The following is a 17,660-nucleotide window of genomic DNA, read 5'->3' as shown; positions in this document are numbered from 1 at the left end:
CACTACTCCTTCGATGGGATGTTTCATAATCCGTAACGAAACGAGAATGATCGCTATATGCGAAAAACAAAGAAAAAATGTGACACTACGCAGTGACTGCAAAGTTGCCCTGTGCAGATAATCAAGTCATAAGCACTCAGTGAAGGGGAATCGCTCTATTCAACACTTCACTCTGCAAATCCCCGAACGGCTGCAATACGTACAGAGCTGACCCAGAATAAAGCCGCTTCCAATGTTCTCTTGACCCTAGACGAAATATCTTAGCATCGTGCAAAGTAAGACTGCTTCCACTGGTGTGAGATTTTTTATTAATCTACGGAACGATCGAAAGCAGCCCTGGGGCTTACTCCACGGTCACACTTTTCGCAAGATTTCTTGGTTGGTCAACGTCTGTGCCCTTTATCAGGGCAACATAGTAAGACAACAGCTGTAACGGGAGTGTGTATACAATCGGTGCTATCGGGCCTTCGCAGTGAGGCACATTAATTACCCGCATGGTGTCGTCGCTTTCAAACTGCGCATCGCTATCAGCAAACACGTACATGATACCGCCTCTGGCACGCACCTCTTCCACATTGGATTTGAGTTTTTCCAACAATTCATTATTAGGCGCTACCACAATTACCGGCATTTCGTCATCAATTAGAGCCAGCGGGCCGTGTTTGAGTTCACCAGACGCATAAGCTTCGGCGTGAATGTAGGAGATTTCTTTAAGTTTAAGTGCCCCTTCCATGGCGATGGGATATTGGTCACCACGACCCAAAAAGAGACTGTGGTTTTTGTCGGCAAACTCTTCTGCCAAGTCTTCAATACCTTGGGTGATGGCCAGCGTTTCTTCGAGTTTTGCTGGCAAACTTTGCAACGCCTCACTGATGGTGTTTTTATCCGCGTCACTCATATTGTGATGCTGGCCAAGCGCCAGTGTTAACAATAGAAAGCCTGTTAATTGCGTAGTAAAAGCTTTTGTTGAAGCAACCCCAATTTCCGCACCTGCACGTGTCATAAAGGCAAGGTCCGATTCGCGGACCAGTGAGGAGCCCGGCACATTACAAATGGTCAAGCTGGCGGTGTAGCCAATTTCCTTGGCTAGGCGCAGCGCTGCCAATGTATCGGCTGTTTCACCAGACTGGGAAATGGTGATCAGTAAGCTATTCGGCGTGACTACGGATTTGCGATAACGAAATTCAGAGGCTATCTCAACATTACAAGTCACGCCTGCGTATTGCTCTAACCAATAACGTGCGGTCATACCGGCGTGATAGCTAGTGCCGCACGCAACAATCTGTACGTGTTTTATCGTGGCGAAGATGTCGTCTGCACCTTTGCCAAATATGTCGGCAGACAAGGTGTTGCCAACCAGTCGGTTTTGCAGTGTATTGCGCACTACAGTCGGTTGCTCATGGATTTCTTTGAGCATGTAATGACGATAGCCACCTTTGTCACCGGCGTCATGTTCAACATTTGATTCAATAATTTCACGCTCAACCGGATTGCCATCTTTATCATAAATCGCAATCGTTCTGCGGGTGATTTCTGCCACATCGCCTTCTTCTAAAAAGATAAAGCGGCGCGTAACCGGTAACAGTGCCATTTGATCAGAAGCAATAAAGTTTTCGCCTAAACCCAGTCCAATTACCAGAGGGCTACCAGACCGTGCGACAACCACTTTGGAGGGATCCTGTTTGTCCATGATCACAGTGCCGTAAGCACCATGAAAGGTTTTTACCGCTTTTTGCACTGCTTGAAGTAAAGACTCACTTCCGTCCATAAGTTTATGAACTGTGTGGGCAATGGTTTCCGTATCCGTATCACTTTCAAAGTGATACCCGTCTGCCGACAGCGACTCTCGTAGTGCTTGATAGTTTTCAATAATGCCATTGTGAACAACGGCAATTCTTTCTGATGAATAGTGCGGGTGGGCATTGGCTTCGGTCACACCACCGTGGGTAGCCCAGCGCGTATGGGCAATGCCGGTAGAGCCGAGAGCTTCTGAATCGGCGAGCGCATCTGCAAGTGCCTGTACTTTGCCAGTGCGACGGGTACGCGTTAGCGTGCCGTTAGGTTGAAGCAGTGCCACGCCTGCGGAATCATAGCCCCTGTATTCAAGACGTTTGAGTCCTTCTAGCAATATCTCTACAACATTTCGTTCTGCTACTGCACCTACAATGCCGCACATAGCCTTCTCCTAATCAACCTTGTTGGGGGCGCAGATAACGTCAACGCCTTGTTTTATTAATGCTTGTTTGGCCGACTCATCGATATTTTGGTCGGTTACAAGTACGTCAATGTCTGACCATGGCAGTTCGACATTGGGAATTTTTCGTTCCAATTTCTCAGATTCAGCCATGACAATGACTTGATTTGACACCTTCGCCATAGCCCGGCAAAGGTTGGTTAATTCATTAAATGTAGTTGTTCCGCGGTTAATATCTAACCCGGCTGCACCTAAAAAGGCTTGGTCAAAGTTATAAGCCTTGAGCATCTGCTCCGCCATCTGGCCCTGGAAGGAATGCGACTGCGCGTCCCAGGTGCCGCCTGTTAATAGCACGGTAGGTTCATTTTCTCTTTCTATTAGTGTATTGGCCACGTGCAAGGAATTGGTCATCACCAATAAACCAAGCTTATTGTTAAGCTCGGGCAATAGGGCGGCTGTGGTGCTTCCGCTGTCTATAACAATGCGGTTATGGTCGCGGATCAATGACGCCGCAGCACGTGCGATGCTTTGCTTACGAAGTGAAAGTTTTTCAGTTGATAGTTCAGAAGCTGAAGTAGGTAAGGGCACTGCACCGCCATACTTCCTCAGTAAAAGGCCGCTATTCTCAAGTTCGGCTAAATCCTTGCGAATAGTGACTTCTGACGTTTCAAATGCTTTAGACAGCGCATCGACTGCTACCTCACCTTGTTGGTGTAGTTGCTCTATGATGGCGCGACGACGTTGCTGTGTATTGCGTTTTTGCACAAAAAAGACGCTATTAAATTTCAGTTCGAAATCAAATATAGCGTCTATGTTACGATTTGCAAGTATTGTTTTCGATGCGAAAGTATTCGCCTAGTTCTTTTTGGGTTTTATCCAGCCCTGAATGTTTCGCTGTTTGGCCCTTGCAACAGCAAGATCTTCTTCTGGCACATTCTTATTAATGGTGGAGCCTGCTCCGACAGTGGCACCTTTACCAATTTCAACGGGTGCAACCAGAGAACTGTTAGATCCAATAAACACATCTTCACCAATTATGGTTTTTGATTTGTTTACGCCATCATAATTGCAGGTGATCGTGCCTGCCCCAATATTAGTTCTGGCGCCCACTTCTGCATCGCCTAAATAGGTAAAATGGTTGGCTTTTGCGCCTTCACCAAGTACTGCTTTTTTCATTTCTACAAAGTTACCGACTTTGGCCCCATCTTTAAGCACGGCGCCAGGACGCAATCGGGCGAAAGGGCCTACCGAGCAGTTTTTCGCGACTGAGGCGTCCTCCACAATGCTATTAGCTTCAATTCTGGAGCCCGCTTTTATGGCGCAGTTGCGCAAAATACAGTTCGGACCCACATAGACATTGTCGCCTAAGGCTACCTTCCCTTCTACAACAACGTTAACGTCGAGCGTCACATCGATCCCTGTTTTAAGCTCGCCTCTTAAATAGAATCTGTGCGGATCGGCCAGGGTTACGCCTTCCATCATCAAGCGCTCAGCTTCACGCTGCTGTAAGGCACATTCAAGGCGGGAGAGTTGCACGCGATTATTCACGCCTTCTACTTCAACAGCCGTATCGGGCTGTGCGCTTTGTATACGTTTTCCCTCGTTGGCAGCCATGGAGATAACATCTGTTAAATAGTATTCACCTTGCGCATTATCATTTGAAAGTGCACCCAGCCAACGTTTGAGGTCACCGGCATTCATCATCATCATGCCGGTATTTATTTCAGTGATAGCACGCTCTTGTTCTGTGGCATCTTTGTGCTCAACAATGCCTGTGATGTTCTCACCGTCTCTGATAATTCTACCCATGCCGGTGGGATCGGCTAAGTTAACCGTCAATAGTGCAATATCTGCAGTTTGTTTAACGTCGCGTAATCGTTGTAGAGTGGTTGCTTGAATTAGTGGGGCATCGCCCACCAAAACCAGCACATCTTCTCCATCCTGAAGGTCATTTTGAGCCTGCATGACAGCATGCCCTGTTCCCAGTTGCTCTGCTTGTAAACACCAATTGATATTGTCTCCAGAAATCGTTGCTTTGAGCTGTTCTGCGCCGTGTCCATAAACCAGATGTACCGATCTTGGCGACAGACTGGAGACAGTATTGATAATGCGTTGCACCATAGGAACCCCTCCTATAGGGTGCAATACCTTGGGTAATGAAGACTTCATCCGTGTGCCTTTACCTGCGGCCAGAATTACCACTGAAAACATAATCGCTACTCTTTGATAAAAAACGTTGGGCTATTTAGGATGAAAGTGTACCTATTGCATGCGGCGTTGTCAGTTACTGAATCAATTCTATCATTGCGAACACCGCCCAAACTTTGTTCACATCCGAGCGACTTCTCGTGTATGATCTTCGGAAAGATTTTCACTTCTCAGGATGAGTTTAGTTTGAGTGCGTTCAGAACACTGCACCGCAGCGTATTAGTGTTGTTTGCTGTGGTCATTATTGCCATAGTCACTTTGGTTCACTTCAGTATTTCCAAAATGGTCGCAGAGCAAGCGCGTGCTCAACAAAGTTCGATGTCACCTGCTATCGCGCTGATCGTGGAACAACTCCTCAAGCCACTGCACATCTCCGAAGCCCTCGGCAAATCCCGCGAATTGATAGACATCATGAATGCTGATGAGATTGACGAAGCGCAGGTTTTTGGCGTACTCGGGCGCATGCAAGAAGAGTTTGGTATGACCTTCTTTGTGGCTAACGAAAACAACCGCATGCAATACAACTCAGATGGTACTTCCCTTGAGCTGATTGAGGGTGAAGTCAGCTGGTATTTTAAATACAAAGAAATCGATGACGACGAAGTGGCAGACATTGGTAAATGGGAAGATCCTCACTTTTACATAGACCTGAAAATGTACAACGACAACGGTCGCTTCTTGGGCTTTTTTGGCATTGGGAAAAGCCTGGCCAGCTTTATTGAAATTTTTGAAAAATATAAAGCAAGTTATGGCTATGACTTTCTATTTGTCGACCCTGAAGGCAAAATTATGTTGTCTTCCGATCCCAATCTAATGGCTGATTCTTCGGCATTTCACTCACTCGCTGATCTCGCGTGGTTTCAGGCCCTGCCCGAAGACATTCAGTCACAGGAATCACTCAACAATCAATTGGTCACCATTAATAACAAAGATCATCTGGTTGCGGAAGTTGAGCTGGAGCAGTTTGACTGGACGGTATACCTCATTAGTCCTCTTGACCAACGCCAAACAGAAATATCAAACGGTTTCATCTTTAGTGTTGTTACCTTACTAATTACCGTGTTTGCCCTGTTTATTATGATCTACAACTTGCTTTACTACTACAGAAAAGGGGTGAAGCAAACCATAGTTGTGAATGCCGTAAATCAAATGCTGGACAAGCGACAAACCATTGCCGCATATAATCGGTTAAGCGGCAGTGTTGACAGTATGAGCATTATTCTGGTTGATATTGATCACTTCGCCAAAATCAATGATACCTATGGACGCAGCGCCGGTGATGAAGTCCTGTTAAAAGTGTCTCGGTACTTAAAAGAGCAGTTGATTGATGATCAGTTAATGGGGCGTTGGAGTAGTGACGTCTTTATTATTTTGTTACCTAAGATTGGCCCTACAGAGGCCACCAAAATGGCCAATAACTTCAGGCATGGCATCGCAACCTTGCCAGTTTCTAAACACTATCCCGATCTCACGTTAACCGCATCGTTTGGCGTGTCATATTCTGGCACTACAAGACCGATTTTAGAGGTGACGGCGCATGCAGAAGATGCCTTATATCAGGCTCGCCGAGACGGAAGAAACAAGGTGTGTGTTCAGCTTATTGACTAGTTTTTTTTAGGTCCGATGAACCCGGTTGTTAGCATAACGCCTAGCAAAATTAAGCCACCCCCAGCTAAGGTTTGAAGCGACAGCCGTTCGTTCAAAAGCGCAACGCCCCATGCTATTCCAAATAGGGGAACCAGGTAGCCAACGGTAATCGCTTTAGCCGGACCGGCTTTGCCAATTAAATAGAAATACAGAAGATACGCTATCCCGGTACCAAATACTGCAAGCGTTATAGCACTGCCCCACGCAGCCGAACTGGGCATAGTGTCTGGCCAGTCAGTCAGGGCGGCAGGGAACAGAAATACACTGGCTGCAAATTGGCTCCCCGCTGCCAATGCAATAGGGTTGATATCAGTTAATGACTTCTTGATGTAGCAGGCTGAAATGCCGTAGCACGTGGTGGCACCCAAAGCGGTAAGTACGGGCAATAAAGTCACCGTGTCTAATTGGGTTTGTTGAAGACTAAGCGTGATAACGCCAGCAAATCCAATAAGAAGCCCAAGTATGCCTAAGATTGGTAATTTGTCTCTTAGCCATACCCAAGCCACTATCGCAGCAAACATGGGGGCGGTCGCATTCAAAATCGCGTTTACCCCAGCTTCCAGATGCAGGCTGCTGTAATTGAATAAGACAAAGGGGATCGCCGTGTTAACCAGGCCAATTACGGCCACACTGCGCCAGTGTGCGATGATGGCTCGTGTAGTTTTGGCGTAGATAACAAACGGAAATAATACCAACGCGGCCAATACTGTACGTATCAGCACTAAGGTATAGATACCAAACTCTGGCGCCGCTATGCGCATAAACATAAACGAGGCACCCCATATAGCGGCCAGTGAGAATAACGCCAATATTTGTATAGCCTGCATAACCTTATGTTCTTCTTTGTTCCAGCGCCAATAGCTGTTGCTTTTTGTCTATTCCCCCAGCGTACCCTGTTAAGGTGCCATTTTTTCCAATAACGCGGTGGCAGGGAACGACAATGGCTATCGGATTTTTGCCATTGGCCGCGCCTACAGCACGCACAGCCTTGGGATTCCCTATCTCTGTTGCTATGTCGCTATAGCTAGCAAGGCTACCGTACTCTATCGACAACAACGCCTGCCATACTTGCTTCTGAAAGGGTGTGCCAGCTGCTTCCAGTGGCAGAGTAAACGCGTGTCGGTGGCCTGTAAAATACTCAGATAATTGGTCAATGGCCAGTGTCGTCAGCGCATTTGCGTTTACCTTTGATGGAGGGTGGTCAACAAAGGTGACGGCGGTAATGGCATCGCAAGAGGCACTGACCTGTACAAGCCCAAGGGGAGATGTATAGCAATCGGTAAAGGTGGCATTCATTGTTCACGCTCCATATAGTCATGCCATAGTGTGAGTGTTAAATAGCTTCGCCAAGGTTTGGCGGCATCAGCATTAATGGGGTATCGCTCGCACTGACGTAGAATGGCTAGATCTTTTTCTAACCACACATCCGGATCGCCTAGCCCACGAAGTGCAATATACTGGCATGTCCACGGACCTATACCTTTAATTGCCAATAAAGCAGAAAGGTCACCTGCGCACACTTGTGCTTCGATATTAGGGTTACGCATAGCTTCAGCAAAGTGTAATAAAGTGCGTTTGCGCATTGCAGGCATTCCAATCTTATCGACAACCTCTTCGGTAATATCATAAGGAGTGGGGAAGCCAATAAGTGGCTTTTGTTGTCTTACTAGGTCGACCAGCAATTTAGTTCTGTTAATGGCCGCACTTACACTGACCTGTTGCCCGAAAATGGCCCGGCAACCTGCTTCAAAGGGTGTCCATACACCGGGCAACCGTATTCCGCGCGTGTTCGCCGTCACTTTTAACCCTGCGTTGTTTAACCCTTCTTCTATTTGAAACCAGTCGGCGTTGCAATCGAGAACCCGCGTTAACGTGTCCAGTATGGGGTTAATAAAATGGGGTGACTCAACGTCAACATTAATCGCGAACCCGTTTTTGTCAGCCTGATGTGTTGCGGTAACGTTAGCGGGTAGCCCCTCACAATTGAGAGTGATCTGATAACTATCATTGGTAACAGATTCAATACCAGGGATACATCTGCTGGCAATAAACTCGCGCAGCGGCGCCCACTGGTAGGGTGGCCGATAAGATAAAAAGCTTGTTGTCATAGGGGTCTATAGCGCCAATTATGTGTGATGCCACTGTGTTGATGATAACACTAAAAAATTACTATAGTTGCACCTGCTCTGTACCACGCACATAATACGGGCTGACTGAACAACACAGGCTGCCTTTTTGTTTTCTCGTTTTACCACACTCTTTCTGTTTGTCATTGCTTCGGCGGTTTTCATGGGGGGCGCTACTGCCCAGACCAGCGCCATTCCGAGCTGGTTCAAAAACTATGAACGCTATGTGTCAGAACAGGCCAGAAGATATAACATCCCTGGCTATGCGCTGGTTTTTTATCAAAAAGGTCAGTCGCCTATTGTTGTCACTTACGGTAGAACACACAGAGGGGGTAAGCGTGTCAGTCCTGATACGGTGTTCAGGTTAGCCTCAGTATCAAAAACCTTTACGGGTGTGTTGATGGCGAAATGGACAACCGGGCACAGTCTTTCCTGGGAAACCCCCGTTAGCGATATGCTGAAGGATCAGGATTGGTCGAAGAGCAAGTTTGCCAACATGACGCTAGCGGATATTGTAGGGCAGTCAAGCGGCTTTATGCCCAATGCGTACGACAATTTGATAGAAGCCGATTACACGTTAAAGCGCGTGCTGGATGATATGGCTGATCTCGATCTGCTGTGCGACCCTGGGGTTTGCTATACCTATCAGAATGCCTTATTCGGGGTTATTTCAGATTACTTTTTTTACGAAGATACGTCTTACCACAGAGAAATGCACGAACTGGTGTTTGCACCATTGGCAATGGATACCGCGAGTGTGGGGAAAGCAGGTCTTCAATCATCAAAAAGCTGGGCAAGACCACATGCAGCTGTAACTCGAAGCAGGTGGCGGGAGGTTCAGGTAGACAGCAACTACTACCGATTTGCGCCTGCCGCAGGTGTCAATGCCAGCATTAATGACATGACGAGTTATTTACAAGCACTACTAGGTGAAGTGCCAAATGTGGTGTCCACTGACATAGTTAATTTGATCACTACACCTAGGGTCACGACAACCCGAGAAAAATATCGCAGAGGATGGCGACCGCACATCAAAAGCGCACACTACGGATTGGGCTGGCGCATTTATGATTTTAACGGGCACACGCTCAATTATCATGGAGGCTGGGTCCGCGGCTATCGGGCAGACGTCGCCTTCTCGCAAGAACATGGCGTGGGCTTTGCCATGCTGATGAACGCCGAATCAAATATGATCAATTCGGCGACAGCAGAATTTTGGAAACGCTATTTCGACAACTTGCCTGCTGAGGATTAATCCGTCTTTAGGTAGGTATAGCCGCTGAGGCAGTTTTCGTAAAAATCTGTCCATTTCACGCCTTCCCGAGGTTTAATTTTACCCGCAGATATTTGTTTATCGATGAGGCGCTTTACGTCTGTTGCCATGGCTTTGGGGTTGTATTGCATGATGTGAAGCACATCTTCAACCGACGAGCCTTTCACCACTTCTTCTATATAGAAGTCCTCTGGATCATCATCGTAACTAAAAATATGCACTTCGTTTAGCCGACCAAATAGATTGTGCATATCACCCATGACATCCTGGTAGGCGCCAGTTAAAAATAGGCCGGCATAATAGTGCTCACCTTTCTTTAACGGATGCATAGGGAGTACGTTAGTGATCTCTCTGCCAACGGCGAATTTATCAATTTTGCCATCACTATCGCATGTGATATCCACTAAAGAGCAATTTACAGTGGGCGGTTCATCCATTCGCATTAGTGGCACCACGGGTAGCAACTGGTCAATGGCCCAAGTATCAGCCGCAGATTGAAATACAGAGAAATTGCACAAATACTGCGATGACAGGCGATAATCTAACTCCAGAAGGTCTTCTGGCACGAAGTCCACGTCGGCGTAAAACGCTTTAAGCTTCACCATGATCTGCCAGTACAAGGTTTCAATTTTTCCAAGCTCTTCAAGGTTAAGCACCCGCAATTTAAAGGCATCTAAAGCTTGTTCCTTGTACTGTGAGGCATCGTTGTAAAGCTCTTGCTTGTTTGGGGCGCCGTCGAAATTTTCCAGCATTTCTCGCATGTTTTTAGTGAAGAAGTGCTCACCATCAACCACAGATGTATCAAGCTCAGCGCTGTTTGAACGGATTTCGCCGACAATTTCCATAATCACACAACTGTGGTGTGCGGTGATGGCACGTCCGCTTTCGCTGACGAGTGTGGGATGAGGTACTTTTTCCATATCGCACACTTCTTTCATGCCATACACGATATCTGCGATATATTCGTGCATGGTGTAGTTGCGCGAAGAGTCGTTAGTTGAATTGGAGCCGTCGTAATCAATACCCAGGCCACCACCAACATCAACATAGTCCAGCTCAAACCCCATTTTATGCAGGTCAGCATAAATTCTTGCACCTTCGGTGATAGCTTCTTTAATCGCTCTGATGTCAGTAAGCTGACTGCCAATGTGAAAATGCAATAATTTAAGGCAATGACTCATGCCCTCTTGTTCGAGGTGTCGGGCTGTCTTAATAATTTCCGCGATGGTTAAGCCAAATTTCGCTCTTTCACCCGCAGAGCCTTCCCATTTGCCACGACCTTTCACCGTCATTTTGGCTCGTACACCAATAATAGGCTCTATACCCAACTGTTTTGAGGCTTTGATTAACAAGAGCAACTCAGAGTACTTCTCGACCACCACAACCATGCGACGGCCCAGCATTCTGCCCAATAGTGCAAGACGCATAAATTCTTCGTCTTTGTATCCATTGAGAATGGTCAGCGAATCTTCATTGGTGTTCATAGCCAGTGCGGCCAGCAACTCTGCTTTTGACCCCGCTTCCAGCCCATACCCATAGGGTGTGCCAGCATCAACAATTTCTTCAACTACTTCTCGCATTTGGTTGACTTTAATGGGGTAAACCCCGTTGTAGCTGCCCTGATAGCCCGCTTCTTCAATTATTTGGTTAAACAGCTTATTTAAATTTTCAACTTGTGCGCGCAACACATCGTGAAAACGCACGACAACAGGCAACTGAATACCTTCTTCTTTAATGTCGTTTATGACCGATTTAAAGTCGATTTGAATAGAAGGGTCATTGGGGTCAGGCGTGACTTTTACATTACCGTTGTCACCAATGCGAAAATAGCCACCACCCCATCGCGATACGCCATAGGTTTTTTCGGCTTCTTCAATAGACCAGGAAGTAATATTTGGCTGCATGCTCAATGCGTTGTCTCCAAATTGAAATTGCGGCGATTATAGTGTGATATGCGTTAGCATTGAAATACTCAATGATAGCGGGTTGCGGTTTTTTTGCCGAGTAATATGCGGTGGAAAGTATTCAGTCCAGCCATAATCGATATTAGTCGTTAGCGTCCAGCCAGGCGCTTACTTTTTCCCAGTGTCGCTCATCACAGAGCTTATGGCGAATAATATCCCACGCCTGTGCTTTGTCTGTGAGACGATGCAAAGGGAAAGACACATGTTCGAAATAAGGGAGCAGATATTCAGATTCTGATAGATTATCGGCCAACCAGTATTCAGCGCGTTGACTGCGTCTGTCCAGCACTAAGTCTTTTTTCAGGGGCGTGTCTTTTACATCCTGGCTTATTTTTAGCCCACGCATATCCACAAATACATTAAACGGTTTGCCACGTGCTGCTTTGAAGGTTTGACTGACATCTCCCAGATACGCGATATCCAAAGCAAGACTCCACTCTCCTGACGTTCGTAACAGGATAAGGTTGTCGACTTTTTCTATACTGTAAAAACCCGCTGACATCGCCTGCTGCTACTCCTTTTAGGGTAAGCTACCTGAATGTGGCTACTCTGCTCAAAAAATAAGCGGCGCAGACTAACACAAAGAATGCTTAAAAAAAGAATAGCCTGTTGAATATGCGATGAAAAGCTTGCTTTTGGCTTTTAATAACCGAATAGAAGCTGTACCTGTGATCAGATGCCATAAACTTTGTGCTGGAAGAGATGGGGCAGAGTTGGTAATGGATATGCGCTTACCTCGGTTATTTCAGCAATATTCAAGTGCTTTTGGATGGGCATAACACCGGACCAGACAGGCCAATCTAAATCACTGGCGTCATCGTTGGCACCTTCAGCTCTATGTTTAATTGAAAATTCATCGATAGGGATCCATGCCACAGCGGTTACCATGAGTTCCTTTTCGGTAATAGGCCGAAGCTGAGACCATCTACCAGGGCTGACTTTTTCTACAAAGTTTTTCAATTGATGAGACTTCTCCACTTCACATGTTACTAGCGAAGGCTGACCGAACAGTGTGACAGAGCGATAATTAACCGAGTGGTGAAAAGCACTTTTTGCTAACACTAAGCCGTCTAACTGGCTAATGTTAATGCACACATCGTCATGCTTGCTCCCTATGACATTGAACGCCCTCGCATGGCCATGCCAATATAGCTTGTTTTCATCACGCCAGTGGCATGTAGGCGTTACTATAGGGTGGTCATTACGGATTTGAGCAACGTGGCATAACAAGCTGTCATCAATAATCTGATGGGCAAGTTGTCTATCACGCGCAGCGCGCCTGCGGCCGCGTTGTACGTCTGTTCTAGGTTTATTGGCCATGTGCTTCTCACATATTTGGGTTGTTCGGTGTATGCTAGTCTTTGTTGGTTCCTTTAAAAATATCCAGAAATAAGAAAAATATAGATGCCAGATTCCACCTTCCACCTTGTTGAGTGTTGTTATTGATCAAGCAGCGCAGACTCCCAAGTATCAACAGCTGCAAAATCAAATAGAGTCATTGATCCAAGATGGTCGTTTAACCTCGGAGCAAAAATTACCGTCATCTCGAGAATTAGCTGAAGTACTGAATATTTCGCGCACCAGTGTGTTAAAAGCACTAGATAACCTGATCGCAGAAGGCGTACTTATCAGCCAACCTAAGCGCGGTGTTTTTGTGGCGAAACATCAGCCTACGTTGTCGGCTTGTAAAGTTGAATCAGCCAGTGCGATACAGCCAGCCATTTCGGCCAATGTGGTGCTCGACTCGGGTGCGGATACGCGCGTTTTCCCGCACAAAGTTTGGAGTAAATGCATGAGGCGGGCTTGGATAAAGCCAGAACAGGGCGTTATGGAAGGTGTCTACAGTGACGGTATTCCAGCATTAAAAGACCAAATATGCCGTTATTTAATGCAATTAAGAGGGTTACATTGCCAAGCATCCCAAATCACTATTACCGCTGGTAATCGGGATGCATTGTCTATTTTGCATCATGCGTTGCTGTCAGACTGCGTACACCAGGTTTTTTTGGAGCAAACAAGTTATCCCCAAATTCCTTCACTAATGCAGTTTTTGCAGAGTCCCACGTCAATACTTAAGCTGGATGGTCAGGGCGCTGTATTACCCGAGCAAATCCATAAGGGGCGGAATCTAGCGATACTGACACCCTGCCGCCAATATCCAACAGGGATAAGCATGAGTTCCGAGCGGCGACAGGCTTGGTTGGGCTTTCTCAGTAAATGTAAAAAAGAGGGACAACCTTTTTGGTGTATTGAAGATGACTACGACAATGAATTTGTCTATCAGGGACGCGTTAATGTGCCTTTAATGCAACAAGATACATCATCAAGTCTGTTCTTCGTGGGTAGTTTTTCTAAAGTTATGTTTCGCGGTCTGCGTTTGGGCTTTATTGTTGCGCCAAAGAACCTGTCTGAACAGGTTAAAGCCAGTCAAAAAGTGTTGGGGTTATCCTGTAGTTCGGCGGTGCAGCCTGTCTTAGCAGAATTCATGGAGTCGGGCGCATTTACGTCGCATCTACGAAAAATGCGTCGGCACTATCTCAGTAAACGGAATGCGCTTTTGTCTTTGCTGAAGCCCTTGGCGCCTTTCTATCGGTGGGAGTCAGTGTTTGGCGGCATGCACCTGTGTCTAAGACTAAAAAGGCGTTATTGGTATTTAGAGTCCGCTATAGCCGCAGAGGCAAAGTACCAAGGGTTTTCTCTGACCACCCTGTCCAGTCATTATATAAGCGATGATAAACAATATGGATTTTTAGTCGGGTTTTCACAGCCTGACGTTTCCACGCTCGAACAGGGAATAGCTTGTATTTTAGCGGCAACGCGCATTTGTATAGAGCGCAACTCACGGTCATGTTAATCAATGCCCCGACTTAGCCAATTAAGGAACAACTAGGTTCCTGTCACAGAATCTTCATATGGTCGAGTTATCATTGAGCCTATTTGGTTGTATCAGCAACTTGGTCTCGGATAACAAAACTGTATGCAATTCAATGTACTCACAAAACTGATTGCCTTGGCGGCAGTGCCTCTTTTTGTAAGTCTTGTAGTTTTTGCCATTGGTGGCTTTGCCCTTACCAATGTTGCAGAAAAAACGGAAAGCATTACAGAAGATCGCTTAGTGGTGATAACACAACTCTCGCGGTTGTCTGATATTTACTCGCGACAAGTTGTGGACTTGGCACATAAAACAAAAGCGCAGATGTTGTTTTGGGATGAATCTCAAGCGCAGATCGATGATGCCGTTGCAAAAATCAATGACGCCTGGTCTGCCTACAAAGCAAGGCCGTTAAGTGCACAAGAGCAGGCGTTGCTGGCAGAAAATGAAGCCGCATTTGAGCAGGCAGATGCCACGATAGCTAAACTTCAAGGTTTTATTCAGGAACAGTCCAGTTACAGCATGGGTAGCTTTATCGACCTTCAACTTTATCCTGGCATTGAACCTATAATAAGCCTTATCTCGCAGTTAAACGGGCTTCAAGAAGAGCTGGCAATGCAGGATAAGTTAGAGGCCGAAGCCTTGAGTCAATCCAGCTTGCAAGGTATGGCCGGGTTCTTGGCCGTGGCTGTGGCGCTAACCGTGGCGCTGGCTTGGTGGCTGGTAACGGGCATTAACCAGCGCGTCAATAAAATACGCACAGTAATTACCCAAATTGAAAAAGATCGTAATCTTTCATTGGAAATGAACCTGCCACAAGGGGACGAGTTTGGTGATATTGGTCGTCGTTTTGACCGCATGATGTTAAGTCTTAAGGCGTTAATTTCAAACATTCAAGCGAAGGGTGCTAATGTTGAAATGATTGCAAAGACAGTTGACCAAGTAAGCCAGAACAGCGAGTCGCAGGCATTAGCCCAACGTGCTGAACTCGACCGGTTTATAACAAGCTTGGATGCCGTCAGTCACTCAGCAAAAGTGGTGGTTAATGGTGTGAGCAAGACCAGCGAAGTGACAAGACAAGCAGAAAAAACCGCGACTAGCGGTAATGAAACTGTTATTCAAACGGTTGAATCTATAATGGAAGTGAATCAAATCGTAAAAAATGCTGCGGGTAACGTCGAGGAACTGAGAAGTAGCTCCGATGAGATTGGCACTGTGATAGAAGTGATAAAGTCTATTGCTGAGCAAACCAACCTTTTGGCACTCAATGCCGCTATTGAAGCCGCAAGGGCGGGTGAGCAAGGCCGAGGTTTTGCCGTAGTAGCAGATGAGGTGCGTCAACTTGCCAGTCGTACTGCCACATCAACTCAGGAAATTTATCAAATTATTGAGAAAATCCAGTCGGGCACTCAGTCGGCGTTTGAGGCTATGCAGCAAGCAGAAAAAGCCGTGTTAGCGTCAGTTGATCAAGCAAAGGTTTCTGGTGAAGCGTTAGACAAAATTACCGGTGACTTCAATGTGATTGTTACGCAATCAGAAGAGATGCAACTTGCTGTTAATGAGCAGATTTCGGCTTTTTCGGTCATGCAGGAAAATGTGAAACGATTTGAAGGACTGTTAGATGAGGGGGCGTCTTTAACAAGAGAAGGTACACAGGCCAGTAAGCAGATATCAACCGAAACTACGGCAATGAATGAGGAATTATCGGCGTATAAGGCATAATACACGAAGTTAAAGGCGCTTTTTTAAGTCCTCTATGAGAGCCTTTTGGCTATTGTCTAATGGCGCACACTCCAATAGCTCAAACAACTCAGCAATACTGGTTTCCATGTAATAAGGGAGCTTTGTGACAATGAGTGCAGACAGCAGGTTAAGGACATTATCAGCCGAATGCGGTGTCGCTCGATATGCACGATAAAACAAACGCAGCGCCATTGCTGGGTATCGGTTTTCTAGCATATGTTTGCCTAATCTGCTTAGCATGCCTGCGCGAGCCTCTTTTCCTATATGGCTTTCAATGAACAGGTCATAGGCGAGGTAATTCACTGCCATTTCAGGTGAAATCTCAACATCCGCAAGTACGGCACACAATGCTGCCATATGACTAAAGGCTGCATCAGCATCGCCTACATGCACACAAATAATAAACAAAAGTATTCGTTTTGATGGTTCTATATTGATGGTCATTTCAGCAAGGTCGTTCACTTGCGCATGCGCTGCGGCGAGATTGTCCTGATACTTATTGCTGATCACATCTATCGCAAGTGAGAAATACGGTATGAAACTGTCAAAATCATTACCCGGATCATAAAGGCTTTTCTCTTGACAGCTTTCATGAAACAACGAGAGCACAACGTTATCTTCAATGTGTTTATCTCGCTTGTGCAGCAACTGCATAAAGCATAGAAACAGTATGTTTATAGTGATTAAGCTTCGGTAATAATGGTTTTCAGGTGATTCGATTTTCTTTTTTTGTAAATAATTAACCGCTGGTGTGAACCCCTCTGTAAGAAAGATAAGGGTTGATTTGAGCAACACTTCAGGAGGATGCAGTGAAGATTCGTCTAATTCACAGATATTCGTATAGGCTGACGTATAGCGCTTCTCCATTACGCATTGCAAAAGATAATAATAACGTTGTTGCGACAACAGCGTTTTTTGGTTTTTTGCGGTCTTTATGGTTTGTTGCAAAGGGAGGTGTTGACCGAAATAGAAATAGTAGTGCATTTGTGCCATGAGCCTTAACGTAGGATCATGAATCTTATCGACTATATTAAAAATCAGCGTCGGCCTTCTTAATTTCATTAACAGCTTGCTTTGTAACAGCTTTACACTGTCTGCAGTGTCCTTAATATTGATGCTCGTGGGGAGATTTTTTACCAACTTGACCAGTTTGATGTCCGTCTCTTCATTGAGTTGAGAAAAGGTACGCTTGCCAACTAAACACACCGCTCGGCATGTTTGAATAGATCGAGTAAGTTGCTCTACTGCAAAACGCTTGTCTATTAGGTCACATTTTTGTCCGAGCAATGGGAAATCTGTTCTAATACGTGTTGGCTCATGAGCGATAAAAATAACTTTAGCCCATTGATGGAGTTTTTTTAGCCTCGCTAAATGTCGAATGAGGTCGATTCCTGCGTAGTTATTTTCAAGCTCCGTCGCCATGATAATAATGTCTGCATTGACGACGTCAGTACGTTTTAAAAGGGCAGACCCATTTGCATAGCAGGTGATGTCATTGACTTCTAGATCGATCAGAAGGCGTCGAACTAAGGCGCGAGTATCGGTGTTGCTCTCAACAACAATGGCTTTCAATTTCTCGCTCAAGACATTAACCCTATTTACCCCATTGTTAAGAAACTTAGTGGTGAGTGAG

Annotated in this window: 14 protein-coding genes; 4 read left to right on the top strand and 10 right to left on the bottom strand. The window is 45.9% G+C overall.

Annotation, left to right across the window (positions count from 1 at the left end; all coding sequences use genetic code 11):
• Window positions 1-343: 343 nt before the first annotated feature.
• The 3 genes from glmS to glmU all read right to left on the bottom strand — a co-directional run bounded on the left by glmS (window position 344) and on the right by glmU (window position 4,408).
• On the bottom strand, window positions 344-2,176 hold the full coding sequence (gene glmS / locus DRW07_RS10965; protein ID WP_124027956.1) for a glutamine--fructose-6-phosphate transaminase (isomerizing): 1,833 nt from the start codon (window positions 2,174-2,176) through the stop codon (window positions 344-346).
• 9 nt (window positions 2,177-2,185) lie between these two features.
• On the bottom strand, window positions 2,186-2,959 hold the full coding sequence (locus DRW07_RS10960) for a DeoR/GlpR family DNA-binding transcription regulator (RefSeq protein ID WP_124027955.1): 774 nt from the start codon (window positions 2,957-2,959) through the stop codon (window positions 2,186-2,188).
• Between the two features lie 90 nt (window positions 2,960-3,049).
• On the bottom strand, window positions 3,050-4,408 hold the full coding sequence (gene glmU, locus DRW07_RS10955) for a bifunctional UDP-N-acetylglucosamine diphosphorylase/glucosamine-1-phosphate N-acetyltransferase GlmU (RefSeq protein WP_124027954.1): 1,359 nt from the start codon (window positions 4,406-4,408) through the stop codon (window positions 3,050-3,052).
• 138 nt (window positions 4,409-4,546) lie between these two features.
• Here glmU and DRW07_RS10950 point away from each other — a divergent pair, with 138 nt between their 5' ends.
• Window positions 4,547-6,010, top strand: a complete 1,464-nt coding sequence (locus DRW07_RS10950; protein ID WP_240630579.1) for a sensor domain-containing diguanylate cyclase — start codon at window positions 4,547-4,549, stop codon at window positions 6,008-6,010.
• Here DRW07_RS10950 and DRW07_RS10945 read toward each other — a convergent pair.
• The 3 genes from DRW07_RS10945 to DRW07_RS10935 are packed head-to-tail and all read right to left on the bottom strand — an operon-like array spanning window position 6,007 to window position 8,157.
• The gene (locus tag DRW07_RS10945) at window positions 6,007-6,876 is read right to left on the bottom strand and encodes a DMT family transporter (protein ID WP_124027952.1); all 870 of its coding nucleotides are present in this window, start codon (window positions 6,874-6,876) and stop codon (window positions 6,007-6,009) included. The two genes, DRW07_RS10950 and DRW07_RS10945, sit on opposite strands and share 4 nt — an antisense overlap.
• Before the next feature lie 4 nt (window positions 6,877-6,880).
• A complete protein-coding gene (locus DRW07_RS10940) occupies window positions 6,881-7,345 on the bottom strand; it encodes a methylated-DNA--[protein]-cysteine S-methyltransferase (RefSeq protein ID WP_124027951.1) in 465 nt (154 codons plus the stop codon).
• A complete protein-coding gene (locus DRW07_RS10935) occupies window positions 7,342-8,157 on the bottom strand; it encodes a DNA-3-methyladenine glycosylase 2 (protein WP_124027950.1) in 816 nt (271 codons plus the stop codon). Before DRW07_RS10935 ends, DRW07_RS10940 begins: the two co-directional genes overlap by 4 nt.
• A gap of 181 nt (window positions 8,158-8,338) precedes the next feature.
• Here DRW07_RS10935 and DRW07_RS10930 point away from each other — a divergent pair, with 181 nt between their 5' ends.
• Window positions 8,339-9,430, top strand: a complete 1,092-nt coding sequence (locus tag DRW07_RS10930; RefSeq protein ID WP_124028183.1) for a serine hydrolase domain-containing protein — start codon at window positions 8,339-8,341, stop codon at window positions 9,428-9,430.
• On the opposite strand, the gene speA is transcribed toward DRW07_RS10930, so the two are convergent.
• The 3 genes from speA to DRW07_RS10915 all read right to left on the bottom strand — a co-directional run bounded on the left by speA (window position 9,427) and on the right by DRW07_RS10915 (window position 12,732).
• A complete protein-coding gene (gene speA / locus DRW07_RS10925) occupies window positions 9,427-11,352 on the bottom strand; it encodes a biosynthetic arginine decarboxylase (protein WP_124027949.1) in 1,926 nt (641 codons plus the stop codon). The genes DRW07_RS10930 and speA overlap by 4 nt on opposite strands.
• 142 nt (window positions 11,353-11,494) lie before the next feature.
• On the bottom strand, window positions 11,495-11,914 hold the full coding sequence (locus DRW07_RS10920; RefSeq protein ID WP_124027948.1) for a hypothetical protein: 420 nt from the start codon (window positions 11,912-11,914) through the stop codon (window positions 11,495-11,497).
• A gap of 170 nt (window positions 11,915-12,084) precedes the next feature.
• Window positions 12,085-12,732, bottom strand: coding sequence for a pyridoxamine 5'-phosphate oxidase family protein (locus DRW07_RS10915; protein ID WP_124027947.1), 648 nt, complete (start codon window positions 12,730-12,732; stop codon window positions 12,085-12,087).
• A 106-nt stretch (window positions 12,733-12,838) separates the two neighbouring features.
• Here DRW07_RS10915 and pdxR point away from each other — a divergent pair, with 106 nt between their 5' ends.
• Both pdxR and DRW07_RS10905 read left to right on the top strand, forming a co-directional pair.
• Window positions 12,839-14,266, top strand: coding sequence for a MocR-like pyridoxine biosynthesis transcription factor PdxR (pdxR, locus tag DRW07_RS10910; RefSeq protein WP_124027946.1), 1,428 nt, complete (start codon window positions 12,839-12,841; stop codon window positions 14,264-14,266).
• A gap of 123 nt (window positions 14,267-14,389) precedes the next feature.
• Window positions 14,390-16,006 (top strand): methyl-accepting chemotaxis protein, encoded by a 1,617-nt coding sequence (locus DRW07_RS10905; protein WP_124027945.1) that lies wholly within the window; start codon window positions 14,390-14,392, stop codon window positions 16,004-16,006.
• 9 nt (window positions 16,007-16,015) lie between these two features.
• Here DRW07_RS10905 and DRW07_RS10900 read toward each other — a convergent pair whose 3' ends face one another.
• A complete protein-coding gene (locus DRW07_RS10900; protein WP_165870476.1) occupies window positions 16,016-17,611 on the bottom strand; it encodes a response regulator in 1,596 nt (531 codons plus the stop codon).
• Window positions 17,612-17,660: the final 49 nt, after the last annotated feature.

This window comes from Paralteromonas sediminis (genome assembly GCF_003820355.1).
GTDB classification, from domain to species: domain Bacteria; phylum Pseudomonadota; class Gammaproteobacteria; order Enterobacterales; family Alteromonadaceae; genus Alteromonas_F; species Alteromonas_F sediminis.
Note: the sequence above shows the minus strand (reverse complement) of the source record. Positions and strands in the feature narration are given on the sequence as shown.